Genomic DNA, 14,322 nt, shown 5'->3' on the forward strand with positions numbered 1-14,322 from the left:
AAGGGAGCACACAATGAAGTCTAAAACATTCGGAAGCCGTTTTGCCGATGCGAGTATATGGGCCGTTTTATTAATTTTGACCGCACTGTGCTTTTTACCTCTGCTTAATATGGTGTCGATCTCTTTTAGTGATAAATCGGCTGCCCAGGCCAATCTAGTTGGTCTATTGCCCGTTAATTTTAATTTCAATGCTTATAAACTTTTACTGGATGATGCACAATTTTGGCGATCGTTTGTCATTTCATTGGAGAGGGTTGTAATTGGTACAGGTTTGAATTTATTGTTATCCGTCCTCATGGCATATCCATTGTCCAAAAACAAGCATAGTTTTCATGCACGCAACGTGTATATGAATATCATGATCTTTGCGATGCTTTTTTCGGGCGGAATGATCCCCATCTTTATGGTCGTTAAGAGCCTAGGATTGATCGATTCCGTATGGTCGCTTATTTTACCGGGCGCGGTACCGATATTTAACGTAATCCTATTGATGAATTTTTTTAAAAGCATTCCGAACGCGCTTGAAGAAGCCGCTGTTATGGACGGTGCTTCCAAAGTCAGAATCCTGTTTGGTATATTTATTCCCATTTCGTTGCCTGCACTGGCTACCATCGGCTTATTCTCAATGGTCGGTCATTGGAATGACTACTTCAGCGGGCTGCTGTACATGAACAGCTCGTCCAACTATCCGCTTCAAACCTATATTCAGCAGCTGACGGTGGATGTAACAAAAATTACGGATCCCTCACAATTAAAATCGCTCGCATCCGTATCGAATAAAACGCTGAATGCTGCAAAAATTGTAGTTTCAATTATTCCTGTATTGTTAGTCTATCCATTCTTGCAAAGGTATTTTGTTTCTGGACTGGTAATTGGTTCGGTTAAAGAATAGACAGAAGGCTAATTGCGAATCTGATTTATATTTATGAGGGCTAGGAAGAAAATCGGAAGAGGGCAGGTTAGAAATAGCCCTCTTCTTATAAAAACCGGTAAGAGATTCAATTAAAAATGAATTGAATGCGCTTTCGTATTATAAGGAAGGATGATCTTCTTGAGGAGAAAACGGTTTAAAAGTCATACCATGATTATATTAATAGGAGTTCTGTTGATTAGCCAGATCGGTTTTCATCCCAAAGAGAGTGAGGCTGCAAGTACTGGAAAGCTGCTTTATGATGTAACTACAGATAAGGCAATGTATGATCCTGGGGCGAAGGTGGAGCTGCGCATTGATTTGAAAAACCGATTAGGGCGAAATATTGCTGGCGGTTCAGTTGAGATTAAGGAGAAGCATTTACAGGAGCAGATTGGCAATACGATCACGAAAGAATTAAATCTAAACAATAATGCAGATCTGATGATGATTGCCGATTGGATTGCCCCAAAACCCGATTTTAAAGGATATTTGATTGAAGTGGATGTGAAAGACGCTGCTGGAGCGATTGTTGACTCTGATACGGTCGGCGTTGACGTATCTTCAACGTGGACTAAATTTCCGCGTTACGGGTATGTCTGGGACTTCAGACAGAATACCAATACGGCTGAGCGGATCGATAAGCTTAAGAATTACCATATCAACGCCTTGCAATACTATGACTGGAAATACCGGCATCACAAGCCTGTTGCACCGAATCTGGTCAAGTGGGATGACTGGTCAGGTCGAGCGATTTACGGAGATACAGTCAGAAGCTACATCTCGCAGGCAAGAGCAGTCGGGATGGCGAATATGGCTTACAATATGATCTATGCGGCTACTTCCGGTTACGAACAGGATGGTGTACAGCAGGATTGGGCCCTGTATTATGCGGATGACAATCCGAGTGGGCAGGGACATTTCAGCTTCAAAATGGCAGATTCTACGCCAACGGGCATAACCCACCTGTATTTTTTTAATCCGGGAAATCCCGGGTGGCAAAATTATATTTTTGGCGAAATGAACAAGGTGTTTCAGTTTTTTGATTTTGATGGCTGGCACGGTGATACCGTGGGCGAATGGGGAAAAATGAAAACCTCCGATAATCAAACTTTGTATGTAAAAGACACGTACACAGAATTTCTGAACAAGGCTAAACATGCGATTGGCGACAAGAAACTCGTCTTTAATCCGGTCGGCGCCCAAGGAATTGAAAACGTTAACATATCCGACGTGGATGTCCTTTATGCTGAGATTTGGCCTTGGGACCGGGATAGTGATGGCCAGCTGTATGACACTTATTACTCTCTTAAAAAGGAGATCGAGCAATCGCGTAAAGAGAGCGGAGGAAAATCACTCGTTGTCCCCGCTTATATGAGTTATGACTATGGAGAGCAGAATCCAGGAAGTCCGTTTAATACAGCTGCTGTAATGCTGACAGGGGTAACGGTTTATGCCGCTGGTGGTTCACGGATGGAGCTTGGTGATAACGGCAATATGCTTAGCAACGAATATTTCCCTGCCCAAAATCTGTACATGACAGAGGAATTGCAGCATCGTGTAAGTAAATTGTATGACTTCATTGTAGCTTATGAGAATCTTCTTCGTGATGGTCAGACGGAGACAACGAATCGCATTGAAATCCCGGCTTATGCCAGCGGCAAATATGGAGATCCGAATAAAATCTGGGCTTATAGCAAGAAGGATAGCCAATATGAGATCGTTCATATGATCAATTTGCTTGGAGTAAGCCGAAAGGATTGGAGAGCAAATGATGGACAAAAGGAAACACCAAAGCGGATCTCTAACTTTGAAATGAAATATTACTACTCTAACGATATAAACAGCGTATGGTTGGCCTCGCCGGATGCAAATGATGGACGGTCCAAGCCATTGGCCTTTACCAAGGGGAAGGACGAAAAAGGCAAATATATAAAAATAACAGTCCCTTCCTTGGAATATTGGAACATGATCTATATGAGCACTAAAGATTCGGGGGGCAAGATAGACCCGCCGGTGGATGGCCCACTGGTTAACGGTGATTTTGAAAACGGACAACAGGGGTGGATGTATACAGGGACAGCTGCTCATGGTGTGGATTCCAACGATGCCTACGAAGGAAGCAAGTACTGGATTTATGGTACAGAGCCGTATACAGCCACCGTCTCTCAAACCGTTTATGGTCTGAAGCCGGGTATTTATACCGTAAGCGCCAAAGTGAAGCAGAATACCGGCAATCCTTTCACCAGCCTCATGGAATTAACCGATAATGGGGCGGATCCCGTTCATGTATACATTCCACATGGGAATGAGTATAGAACGATATCTGGAATTGTGAAAGTAACAAATGGCAGTCTGAAGATTGCTTTTTCCCAAAATGCGCCAGGCAATACGAATTTGCAAATTGACAACGTAGAGTTGAAGCGGTTTTCGGGTACGTTAAAGAAGTGATTTATAGCATAGGAGCACTTGATGGAGCGAAATGCGAGAACGGCCATGCAGAAGGTTTGAACATTTTCATCGCTTCCGTAACGCGCCGCAATAAGTTTGCAACATGAGGCTGATATGATAAGGGTCAAGAAGGGAGAGGGAAATCCGGCCTGCCTCGCGAAAGGAGGCTCCAGAGTTGTCCGGGTGTTCACCCGACAGGCCTGGTTAACGGCTGGATTGACCGCTCCGGAGGAGGAATCCATTGATGAAAACTTATCCAGAATACAGCCGCGTCACGGATGGCAAAAAGCACGCAAAGCTCATCTTGATTTTAGCTGTGGTCGCTTGCATTCGTCCGGTCATGAGCATGCTTGGCCTGCTGCAGCAAATCGGGCAGCCCGCCGGCAGCATCATGTTTACGGTTGCCATTTCCCTCGTATGGATTGCAGCTGCGGTGCTCGCACGAGTGAAGCAGCCTGTAACGACGTTGATGTATACCGGCATTGTATACGGCATCCTGGTAATCCTGATCAGCGCCGTCCTCTCGCCGATTCTGACCGGCGAGCTCCAAGGGCCGGTGACGAATCCGTTTGCCATCGTCAGCGTTCTGATTACGAACGCCATTTGGGGAATCGTCACGGGCGGGATTGCTTTGGTGTGGATGCGTGCGATTAAGCGATAACTGCCTAAAGCTGCCCGTGGTCATGCTTGGGGATTGGTTCGTCGCAAGCATGAACTAATAAGCGTATCAACTGAGCAACCCATGGCATGCCGGGAACCCGGCGGCCATGGGTTTTTGTTTGGCTAAAGCCAGCGGATAGGCATGTATATCTTCACTGCCCATTCACCCCAACGATAGCTTATTTTACATAAATATCTACTAAAGGGGACGCTCAGATAACATTCCCTTACTATAATAGATCTGATTAAAACGCATAAGGAGAGTGTGAAGATGAAGCTGGCGATCCTTGGAGATTTGCATTATCACGAGGCGGACGAACAGATTGGCGCATGGGGGATGGCAAGGGATGCGTTTTATACAAGAATGCTGCACCATTTCATGAGTGCTGAAGCGGATATGCATATTTCGCTTGGAGATCTTACGAATTTCGGTACGGTGAGAGAAATCGATGAAGTCTATGGAATCATGGAGCGTTACGATACGAATTTTGTTCATGTGCTCGGGAATCACGACACCTATTCCCAGTCCAAGCGGGATTTGCTCATGAGGACGGGGCAGGCCCGCTATCAGGCGCTCGACATGGAACAGGCGGTGTTCGTATTTTTGGACACGACGAGAGAGATGGATTTAACGAACTGGGGAGGCTGGCTTGATGAGGAGCAGCTGAGCTGGTTCGAGCATATCGTTGTCAGCTCCGGCACGAAGCCGATGCTTGTGTTTGCGCATCACCCGGTGCATCTGACCACGACAGGATCGGATCGGGATAAAGGCTCCATTGACCCTTCAATCGATATGTGGCGGATTTTAAGCCGAAAACAGGGCTCAGCCGTCTATTTCAACGGGCATACCCATGTCGATTCCATTACGAAACAGAACAACTGGACCTTCGTGCAGTTGTCCGCTTGCTTGGACCAGCATGCGTACCGGATTGTCGAATTGGAAGAAGATTCGATTCATATCCATGCCGTCGACATCGATGACATGGAGCTGTCGAGGCAGCTTCCCGAAATTCATCGCCATATGAAGCACTTTAGTCCGAATGCAAATGCCAGAGGAACGGAGCTTGAGCGGGCGTGCAGCATTTTGCTCGTGAAAGGAGACGCCGAGCTAGCAAATACGGCAGCCGTCAAGGCAGGCAGCAGTCATGGTTAATCAGACACCATCCAAGGCCAACCGTTCCTATTCGGAAAAGCGGGGGAAGGTTGCGGGCTCATCCGCCGCTGGTCTGCGGGAGCTGCTTGAGCTGCGCCGGAACGTGGCTTCTATTCGGGATGTCAGGCAGCTTGAAGCTGCCCTAACATTCAGCAATACATTAAGCTGTGTATTCATGCTGACAGGAAACATCGGCGTTATTAAAGGCTATGTGGATTTGTTTAAGCAGCATGACATTCCGGTGTTCGTTCACGTCGAGAAGATCGGCGGCTTGTCCTTCGATCAGCCGGGATTGGAATATTTAGCGAATGCAATCAAGCCTGACGGCATCATTACGACGAAGATCCAGGTCGTGAAGAAAGCGCAGAAGCTGGGGCTTACCACCATCCAGCGCTTCTTCCTGATCGATTCCGAGGGTCTCGCCAACATCACTCAATCGCTGGATCAGGTGCAGCCGGACGTTATCGAGATTATGCCTGCCCGGATTCCGGAGGTGCTGGGAAAGGTAAGGGAGATGACGAAGCTCCCCATTATATCCGGCGGGCTGCTTACGCAGCGAAAGCACGCGGAGGAGTGCCTTGCGCACGGGGCGACCGCCATTTCCTCTTCAAGCCCTTCGCTGTGGAAGGAAAGTTTTGGCTTAACGGATGTTTAACAATTCAAACATATCCCGTTAACATATGGGCGATAAGATGGAGGCAGGTTGAAGAGACAAACCTGCCTTTTCTAACCACACAAGTAAATAGCCGATGGGGTTGGAGTGATGGAGAAACCTGAACAGACCATGGAGTCTTTGTCTTAGACTTTTGTATGGTTTGCTTCAGGTTTCTTTTTGTCATGCCCATAAAGTCCTGACAGACCGGGTCCCGAACGGCTTTAAGGGGAGGATTTTGCAAAAATCCAAAGAGCGATTTTCAATCAGCAATGGACCCAGCGAAATGGTTTAGGTCGTCAATATATCGGATCGGGGAGCGACTGGAATCGAAATTTTGCAAATTCATTAGAAATAAAACTATGGGAGGAAATGAAATGAAAAGAAGAAAAAGACGCGGTTTCTTAACACTCATGCTGGGGATGGCCATGATGCTGTCCGCATGCGGCGGCGAGTCCGGCGGCGGGGCGGCAACGAACGCGAGCGCAGGCTCGGCTAACACGGGCAATGCCTCCGGCGAGAAAATCCAAATCAAGTATTGGTACGCGTTCGGGGAGAAAATCGAGGAAGCCAAGCAGGAGCTGGTCAAACGGTTCAACGAATCCCAGGACAAGATCGAAGTCGTTGCGGAATACCAGGGCAATTACGATGACCTGCACGCCAAAGTACAGGCTGCATTTGCGGCTGGCGATGCTCCGGCCGTAACGGATCTGGAAATCGCCTCGACGGGCACGTTTGCCAGATATGGCATGCTGCAGGAACTGGCTCCTTTTGCCGAAAAGGATAAGGACCAGCTGAAGATCGATGATTTCAATCCCGGCTTGATGGGAAATGCCTATGTTGATGGAAAGCTGTACGGACTTCCGTTCATGCGCAGCACGCCGATCATGTATATGAACGTTTCGCTGCTGGAAAAAGCAGGCCTTGATCCGGCCGGACCGAAGACATGGGCCGAGTTCGAGGAATACGGACGCGTGCTTAAGGAAAAAGGGATTACGGCCATGACGATGCCGGTCGACATCTGGTTCTACGAAGGGCTTGTCGCCCAATCCGGCGGCCAAGTGCTTGCCGAAGACGGCAAATCCGGCCTGTTTAATACGCCTGAAGCGGTAGAGCCGGTGGAGTTCTGGAAGAAGCTTGCGGCAGAAGGGATTATTAAAATTCCGGTTGGAGATGAAGCGGGCGCGACGGCGGATAAGGACTGGGCGAACCAAACCTCCGCGTTTAAATTCGGTTCGACGGCAGGAGTAGCTGGGGCAATCGATATTTCGAAGGGAAATAACTTTGAATTTGATACGGCGTTTATGCCGGCAAACAAGTCTTACGGGGTGCCTACAGGCGGATGTCAGCTTGTCATGACATCCAAGCTGAGCGAGGAAGAGCAGGCAGCGGCATGGGAGTTCATCAAGTTCATGACGACAACGGAAAGCACGATTTACCAAAGCAAGCACGTCGGTTATTTGCCAACTCGTTTGTCGGCGCTGGAGACGGAAGAGATGCAGTCCCTGTATAAGGAATATCCGCAATACAAAGTGGCTGTGGATCAGCTGGAATATGCGAGACCGCGTCCGATGGAGACGGCCTATCCGGAAGTGGCCAAACTTGTAAAGAGCGCGATCGAGAAAACGCTGCTTGATCCGAAAGTAACGCCTCAGCAAGCGATGGACGAGGCGAACGAAAAGGCGAACGCACTGCTCAGCAAATAATCGGGAGGTATGTGAGATGGGCAGAATCGAGCTAAAAGGAATCAGCAAGTTTTTCAAAGACGAGGAAGTCATCAAAAATTTGGATCTGACGATTCGGGACGGTTCCTTCACCGTCCTCGTCGGACCGTCAGGCTGCGGCAAATCGACAACGCTCCGCATGATAGCCGGCCTCGATGAGCAGACGAAGGGCGAGATCTGGATCGATGACAAGTGCGTAAACGGGGTCCCTCCCGGAGATCGCGACGTAGCCATGGTGTTCCAAAACTATGCCCTGTACCCGACGATGAACGTCTACGACAACATCGAGTTCGGGCTCATTAACCGCAAGGTGCCGAAGAAAGAGCGGGAGAAGCTGATCAAGGACATCGCCGAAATCGTCGGCCTTAGCGATTATATGAAAAAGAAGCCGGAAATGCTGTCCGGCGGGCAAAGACAACGCGTGGCGCTTGCGCGCGCCATGGTCAAAAAGCCGCAGGTTTTTATCCTGGACGAACCGCTTTCGAACCTGGATGCGAAGCTGCGCCACCAAATGCGGACCGAGCTGATTCAGCTGCACGAGCGGCTCGGCACCACCTTTGTCTATGTTACCCATGATCAGGTTGAAGCGATGTCCATGGGGGATGAAATCGTGATTATGAACAAGGGTGTTATCCAGCAGGCGGCTTCGCCGATGACGCTGTACAACGATCCGGCGAATGTATTTGCAGCCCAATTCATCGGTACGCCGGCTATGAACATTTTGCCAAGCCAGGAGCTTCAGCTGCCTTCGGCCCAAGGGAAGCGGCATGATATCGCCAGCTTCGGGTTCCGTCCCGAGCATGCGCTATTCCATGCCCCGGCTGCAATCGAAGGACTTCGGCTGGACGGGATGGTGCTGACCCGCGAAAGCCTTGGCGCGGAAAATATTTATCAAATCCAATCCTCGCTCGGCATGTTCTCGGTCAAGACGTTTCTTGAACCGCTCACATCGGATACGCTGGTTACGGTGACGGTTCCTTATGAGCGTCTGTACTATTTCAATAGCGAAGGCCAAAGGCTTCGGCAGGTTGAGGTTCGGCGTGGGGAAGAGATCGGAACGGCACAGGCTCCTGAATTGGTATCGGTAGGCGGGGGGCTCTAGCATGACATCTCGTTTGTGGGAAAAGCTTAAGCCTTATGGCATGATCTCGCCTTCGCTTGCCGTATTCGGCATATTCTTCATCTACCCGATCTTCTATATGATCTATCTCAGCTTCTTCGATTGGAATTTCGTCAGCCCGACGAAGAATTATGTCGGCTTGCAAAATTTTACGGATTTGCTGTCGGATAAAGAGTTCATGCAGGTGCTCCTGAATACGACCATCTACACCTTTGCCACGGTGTCGCTGACGCTCAGCATTTCGCTGGCCATCGCCCTCTGGCTGAACCGCTCGGGATTGTTTTACGGATTCGTGCAAGGCGCGATCTTCAGTCCGCACATCATTTCCCTCGTGTCCATCTCCCTGCTGTGGAGCTGGCTCATGGATCCCGAATACGGATTGCTGAACTGGGTGATCGGTTTGTTCGGCCTGTCGCCGCTGCAGTGGCTGTCCCACCCGGACACCTCGCTCATGTCGCTGATTCTGGTCGCCGTATGGAAGGGCATCGGGTTCAACACGCTGGTCTTTATCGCCGGCCTGCAGAGCATCCCGCCGAGCATTTACGAGGCGGCCGCGCTTGACCGCTCGAAGCGGTGGCGGACGTTCCGGAAGCTTACGCTGCCGATGCTGTCCCCGACGCTGTTTTTCTTGGCGATTATGAGCATGATCGGCTCATTCCAGGTTTTCGAGACGATTGCAATCATGACCCAAGGCGGGCCGGTCAATTCGACCAATACGCTGGTATATTACATTTACGAATACGGCTTCCGCTTCTTCAAGATCGGATATGCATCGGCAGCCGGCGTCATGCTGCTCATTATTGTCGGCGTGCTTACGATCATTTACTTCCGCATGCTGTCCAAGCGCGTCCATTACAGATAAGCCTGGTGCGGCATAGATGAGTTAGCGGAAAGGAGAGGACGAATTCAAGTGAGTGCAATAGAGAAAGCAGTTCAAGCAAGAGAGTCGTCCGAACGGAACTTAAGGCCGGAGACATGGAGCGGAGTCAAGGTGATGAACGGCATTCTGAAAGCCTTGAATATCATCGGCATGCTGGGCCTTGTGCTGATCTTCGCCCTGCCTTTTGCATGGATGATCTCGACGTCGCTTAAAACCCTGCCGGAAACGATGATTTTTCCGCCGGAATGGATTCCGAACGACCCGCAGTGGCAAAACTTTATTCAAGCCTGGAACTCCGGACCGTTCCTTCATTATTTCTTCAATAGCGTTTTGATTGCGGGCGGTATTCTAATCTTGCAAATGCTGACCATGATTCCTGCGGCTTATGCTTTTGCGAGATTTCAATTTCCCGGTTCAGGCATCCTGTTTGGATTCGTCATGGTGACCTTGATGATTCCATCTCAGCTTATTTTTCTACCGGTTTATCTGCAGCTTAGCTCGTGGCATTTGCTGAACACCCATTTGGGGCTGATTTTGCCTTTCGCCTCCAGCGCCTTCGGCATTTTCCTGCTAAGACAGTCCTTTAAGCAGGTGCCGGAAGAGCTTATTGAAGCGGCGCGGCTCGATAAGGCCAAGGAATGGAAGATCATGTGGAAGCTGATGATTCCAATGGCCCGTCCTGCGCTGATCACGATTGCACTGTTCAGCTTCATCAGCCACTGGAACGATTATTTCTGGCCGCTGGTCATGACGACAAATGAAACGGCAAGAACCCTGCCGCTCGGGATTGCGAAAATCCGGGAAACGGAGGGTGTTGCGACGTGGAATATTTTGATGGCGGCGAACCTGATTCTCGTCGTGCCGATCCTGATCGTGTTCTTCTTTGCACAGCGCTCGATTATTAAAGCGTTCGTGTACAATGGCGTAAAGTAGATTATGAAATTCGTGAAGGTTCATATGACGAAACGAAAGAAGTCCGGCACCTTGGCCGGACTTCTTGTTTGTGTATGGAAGGCTCGAGAACGATACTCGAGGAATTTCAAAGGTCTATCAGTCCCGATTCGCCAGCTTTGCCAGCAGGCGGATAATTTCGATGTACAGCCATACGAGAGTGACCAACAAACCGAAGGAGCCGTACCACTCCATGTATTTCGGTGCACCCTGTTGCGCCCCTTCTTCAATGAAATTAAAGTCGAGCACGAAATTCAATGCGGCGATAATGATGATGACAATCGAGATCCCGATTCCGATCGGCGTGCTGTCATGCAAATACGGAACGGTAACACCGAACAATCCGAGTACGAAGCTGAGCAAATAGACAAGCGCCACGCCTGCCGTAGCTGCGATGATTCCCCGCCGGAAGCCGGGGCTTGCCTTGATGAGTCCGGTCTTGTACGCAAGCAGCATGCCCAAGAACACGCACATCGTCAGCAGGGCCGCCTGCAGCGTAATGCCGTAATAGAGGGATTCATAATTGGCCGATAATGCGCCGAGAAACAATCCTTCCGCAACCGCGTAGATCGGTGCGAGAAACGGCGCCGACTTCGGCGCGAAGCTGATGATCAGCGCCAGCACAAAGCCGCCGATCGCACCGCCGACCATAAGCGGGAACATATCGTACCCGTTAAAGAACATGACCCAAGAAATGACTGCTGCCCCGATAAGCAGCGCAAGCAGCATGAACGATTTGTTCACCGTTCCGCCGATGGTCATCGTCTCTTGGTCATTGTAATGCCCGCTCCTCTCAAACGTATTCTCATTAAGTGTTGGATTTCCGCTACGACCTAACAAATGAATGCCTCCTAGATAACTATTTTTATGTCCATTCTATCATAGGTTGTCATATTTTAGGAGATGGAATCTTTTCGCATCGAAATTCCTCGCCTGTTTCGTGGAGCGGACAATGAATTGCGTTTGTGTATGCAATTTTAGACATTCAAATTTAATGTGTCCAAAATATTAGACGTCGTCCAATCAAGCTCATGTTACAGATTCAGCCGTTTGAGCTTATTGTAGAGCGTTGCCCGTGAAATGCCGAGCTGCTTCGCCAGCGTGTATTTATTCCCGTTAACAGCTTGAAGCGCTTCAAGCAGCAGCTTTCGCTCGTACTCGTCAAGCCTTGCTTGGTAAGCAGCACCGTTGATCGGCGTGGTGCCAGTGTCATTTCCCTCCCCCGGCTGAGGACTCTTATCGCCGGAATACATATGGTCCGGCAAATATTCGCGCCGAATCTCTCCTTCGGTAGAGAAGATAACAAGCCGTTCAATGGTGTTGCGCAATTCGCGGATGTTGCCCGGCCAATCGTACCTTAGCAAATCTTCGAATACCTCCGGCGTAAACGAATGGATATGGCGGCCATAGACAAGCGAGAATTCGTGAAGAAAGGACTGCGTCAGCTCGTAGATATCCTCTTTGCGTTCGCGCAAAGGGGGAACGTCCAACGTCACGACGTTCAGGCGGTAGTACAGGTCCTCACGGAAGCTGCCATCTGCAATCATCCGTTTCAAGTCCCGGTTCGTGGCCGCGATGATCCGGCAGTCGGCGCGATGCAGCTGCGTCCCGCCGACCGGGAAATAACTTCGCTCCTGGAGCACGCGCAGCAGCTTGACCTGCAGGTCGAGAGGCATTTCCCCGATCTCGTCAAGGAATAAGGTGCCGCCGCGGGCCAGCTCAATCTTTCCTTTCTTCCCTTTCGGGTCCGCACCGGAGAAAGCGCCCCGTTCGTAGCCGAATAATTCGCTCTCGAACAATGCGGCCGGAATGGCTCCACAGTTGATTGCAATGAAGGGGGCGTTCGCAGGCTCGCGCGATTCGTGGATCGCTTTGGCGAACAATTCCTTCCCCGTTCCGCTCTCGCCCTGGATCAGCACCGTCGCTTTCGTCGAGCTGATCTTCTTGATCGTTTCGATGCTGTTTTTAATCGCGCGGCTCGTTCCCTTAATATGCTGAAAAGGGTCTCCCGCAGGGCTCAGCATCGCCACTTCCTTCTGAAGATGATGGACCTTGCTTGTCATCTGCAGCAGCTCTTGATGCAGCCGCATTTGGGTGGTCAGATCCGTTTCCGCTGCAACGGCGCCGATAATCCGATCCTCGAGCGTAACCGGATTGGAATTAATCAGGACGAACAGGTCGTGACGCGGCCGATGCTGCATTTTATGGGCAGGCTGGCCGGTTTCTAATGTGCGAAGGGACTGCAGCCGGTCGACGGGAAAGAAATCGGAAGCAGGCTTGCCGATGATATCCTCCCTCGGAATGGAGAAGATATGCTCTGCACCGGAGGTCCAGACGGCAACGCGTCCTTCCTCGTCAATCAGCGTGATGGCAACGTCCGGGTCCAAGGTATTCAGCGTTGTTGTGAAGTAAGCCTCCAGCACCCGGTGAGCCTGCACCAGCGCATCTACCATTTCCTGAGCGGATAGATAGCCGACCGCTTTGCCGTTTCGCTGTACGATCGCCCATGAACAGCAGGTAAAGGCAGCAGAGGCTTTCGTTAATGGCTCATCTGCGTTTATGGTCTCGACATGAATCAGGATATCTTGGATATTCTGTACGGGATCCGAAGCCGATGAAGGCAGCAGCCCATATTTGCCGGTCTCGACCCTGACAAAGACAGGGGTACAGCCCGCCGTAACCAGGGCATCCCGGATTGCTGCCGGGTCGGTCAGATCAACAATGATGCAGTCCGTGCGGATGAGCTGCTCCACGCTCGGCAATCGATGCTTCATTCGGTGGCCCCCTAGATATAGAAAATGTAAATGCTTACAAACTCATGTTAGGGCCATTATACCGAGCCTGTTTTTCAGTGTAAATCACTTGAACATATTTTTGACGACCATCCATAGATTCGCAGGCTTTTCCGCCAAGCGCCGGGTGTAATACGGGTACCACATGCTGCCGTACGGCATATAGCAGCGGATCCGGTAGCCCTCCCTTGCCAACTGCGCCTGGTCGCTCATCCGCAGGCCGTACAGCATCTGGAATTCAAAGGCGCTTGCCTTGATGCCGTTCTTATGCGCGTATTCCTTGACCCAATTGATGATGCGGTCATCATGCGAGGCGATGGCGGTGTACACGCCTTGGTCAAGATGCATTTGAATGAGCGTTTTGAAGTTGTCGATCACTTCGCTCATTTGCTGATAGGCAACGGATGCCGGCTCCTTATAAGCTCCTTTCACAAGCCTGAGGTTTACGCCCGCTTTGATCAATTGCTTCACGTCTTCCCGGGAACGCAGCAAGTAGGCTTGAATCACGGTCCCGACGTTGGTCAATCCTTCCCCGTGAAGGCGAAGGACGATATCAATGGTCGCTTGCGTATAGGGCGAATCCTCCATATCGATCCGTACGAAGTTGTTATGCTGTTTAGCCTCGGCGACGACGTCCCGAATATTGCTGTAGCAGGCTTCCGGGTCCAGGGCCAAGCCCATCTGCGTCGGCTTTAACGATACATTGGAGTTTACCTTCCGTCTGGCGATCCCGTTGATTAAGCGTACATATTCCTCCCTGTAGCCTGCAGCCTCCGATAATTGCTTGATTCCCTCCCCCAGATGATCCAATGTGACCATGATCCCGTTTCCGTTCAACCTCTCGATTTCGTCCAGCGCTTCCTCCAAGCTGCTGCCTGCAATGAATTTTGCTGCTAATTTACGGCCGTACCGAAGGGCAAGATGCTCCACCAGTTTATTGCCGGAAACCGATAACAATACCTTTCGATAGAGTTCGATACTGTCCACGTTTGATTTCTCCTTTCAGGCTGTCATTGCTGACGCAATGAA

General features: G+C 50.2%; 12 protein-coding genes. 9 read left to right on the forward strand and 3 right to left on the reverse strand.

The window, feature by feature from the left end; translation table 11 throughout:
• The first annotated feature begins 13 nt into the window (after positions 1-13).
• The 9 genes from NSQ46_RS08010 (at position 14) to NSQ46_RS08050 (ending at position 10,483) form a co-directional block, all read left to right on the forward strand.
• On the forward strand, positions 14-892 hold the full coding sequence (locus tag NSQ46_RS08010) for a carbohydrate ABC transporter permease (protein WP_144871389.1): 879 nt from the start codon (positions 14-16) through the stop codon (positions 890-892).
• Between the two features lie 159 nt (positions 893-1,051).
• Positions 1,052-3,361 carry a glycoside hydrolase family 66 protein gene (locus NSQ46_RS08015; RefSeq protein ID WP_341342305.1) on the forward strand — a complete coding sequence of 770 codons (2,310 nt, stop codon included), beginning with the start codon at positions 1,052-1,054 and terminating at the stop codon, positions 3,359-3,361.
• A 244-nt stretch (positions 3,362-3,605) separates the two neighbouring features.
• Entirely contained in the window at positions 3,606-4,022 is a 417-nt protein-coding gene (locus tag NSQ46_RS08020) for a hypothetical protein (RefSeq protein WP_186332954.1), read from the forward strand.
• Between the two features lie 270 nt (positions 4,023-4,292).
• A complete protein-coding gene (locus NSQ46_RS08025; RefSeq protein ID WP_341342304.1) occupies positions 4,293-5,174 on the forward strand; it encodes a metallophosphoesterase in 882 nt (293 codons plus the stop codon).
• Positions 5,167-5,829 (forward strand): glycerol-3-phosphate responsive antiterminator, encoded by a 663-nt coding sequence (locus NSQ46_RS08030; protein WP_342576608.1) that lies wholly within the window; start codon positions 5,167-5,169, stop codon positions 5,827-5,829. Before NSQ46_RS08025 ends, NSQ46_RS08030 begins: the two co-directional genes overlap by 8 nt.
• 374 nt (positions 5,830-6,203) lie before the next feature.
• On the forward strand, positions 6,204-7,532 hold the full coding sequence (locus NSQ46_RS08035; protein WP_342576609.1) for an ABC transporter substrate-binding protein: 1,329 nt from the start codon (positions 6,204-6,206) through the stop codon (positions 7,530-7,532).
• Between the two features lie 16 nt (positions 7,533-7,548).
• Positions 7,549-8,652: an ABC transporter ATP-binding protein gene (locus NSQ46_RS08040; protein ID WP_210094999.1), complete on the forward strand. Its 1,104-nt coding sequence runs from the start codon at positions 7,549-7,551 to the stop codon at positions 8,650-8,652.
• A gap of 1 nt (position 8,653) precedes the next feature.
• Entirely contained in the window at positions 8,654-9,532 is an 879-nt protein-coding gene (locus NSQ46_RS08045) for a sugar ABC transporter permease (protein WP_077567664.1), read from the forward strand.
• 132 nt (positions 9,533-9,664) lie between these two features.
• Positions 9,665-10,483 carry a carbohydrate ABC transporter permease gene (locus NSQ46_RS08050; protein ID WP_040737814.1) on the forward strand — a complete coding sequence of 273 codons (819 nt, stop codon included), beginning with the start codon at positions 9,665-9,667 and terminating at the stop codon, positions 10,481-10,483.
• Between the two features lie 117 nt (positions 10,484-10,600).
• Here the strand turns inward: NSQ46_RS08050 and NSQ46_RS08055 are convergent, their stop codons facing one another.
• The 3 genes from NSQ46_RS08055 to NSQ46_RS08065 all read right to left on the reverse strand — a co-directional run bounded on the left by NSQ46_RS08055 (position 10,601) and on the right by NSQ46_RS08065 (position 14,280).
• Positions 10,601-11,341, reverse strand: coding sequence for a Bax inhibitor-1/YccA family protein (locus NSQ46_RS08055; RefSeq protein ID WP_341342302.1), 741 nt, complete (start codon positions 11,339-11,341; stop codon positions 10,601-10,603).
• A 194-nt stretch (positions 11,342-11,535) separates the two neighbouring features.
• On the reverse strand, positions 11,536-13,275 hold the full coding sequence (locus NSQ46_RS08060; protein ID WP_341342301.1) for a sigma 54-interacting transcriptional regulator: 1,740 nt from the start codon (positions 13,273-13,275) through the stop codon (positions 11,536-11,538).
• Between the two features lie 84 nt (positions 13,276-13,359).
• A complete protein-coding gene (locus tag NSQ46_RS08065) occupies positions 13,360-14,280 on the reverse strand; it encodes a proline dehydrogenase family protein (RefSeq protein WP_213613547.1) in 921 nt (306 codons plus the stop codon).
• Between the last annotated feature and the right edge of the window lie 42 nt (positions 14,281-14,322).

This window comes from Paenibacillus sp. FSL M8-0142, assembly GCF_038597315.1.
Lineage (GTDB): Bacteria > Bacillota > Bacilli > Paenibacillales > Paenibacillaceae > Paenibacillus_AQ > Paenibacillus_AQ lactis.

Coding starts and splice junctions, on each gene's coding strand:
- NSQ46_RS08010 (WP_144871389.1), top strand. CDS start 14: ATGAAGTCTAAAACATTCGGAAGCCGTTTTGCCGATGCGAGTATATGG.
- NSQ46_RS08020 (WP_186332954.1), top strand. CDS start 3,606: ATGAAAACTTATCCAGAATACAGCCGCGTCACGGATGGCAAAAAGCAC.
- NSQ46_RS08025 (WP_341342304.1), top strand. CDS start 4,293: ATGAAGCTGGCGATCCTTGGAGATTTGCATTATCACGAGGCGGACGAA.
- NSQ46_RS08030 (WP_342576608.1), top strand. CDS start 5,167: ATGGTTAATCAGACACCATCCAAGGCCAACCGTTCCTATTCGGAAAAG.
- NSQ46_RS08035 (WP_342576609.1), top strand. CDS start 6,204: ATGAAAAGAAGAAAAAGACGCGGTTTCTTAACACTCATGCTGGGGATG.
- NSQ46_RS08040 (WP_210094999.1), top strand. CDS start 7,549: ATGGGCAGAATCGAGCTAAAAGGAATCAGCAAGTTTTTCAAAGACGAG.
- NSQ46_RS08045 (WP_077567664.1), top strand. CDS start 8,654: ATGACATCTCGTTTGTGGGAAAAGCTTAAGCCTTATGGCATGATCTCG.
- NSQ46_RS08050 (WP_040737814.1), top strand. CDS start 9,665: ATGAACGGCATTCTGAAAGCCTTGAATATCATCGGCATGCTGGGCCTT.
- NSQ46_RS08060 (WP_341342301.1), bottom strand. CDS start 13,275: ATGAAGCATCGATTGCCGAGCGTGGAGCAGCTCATCCGCACGGACTGC.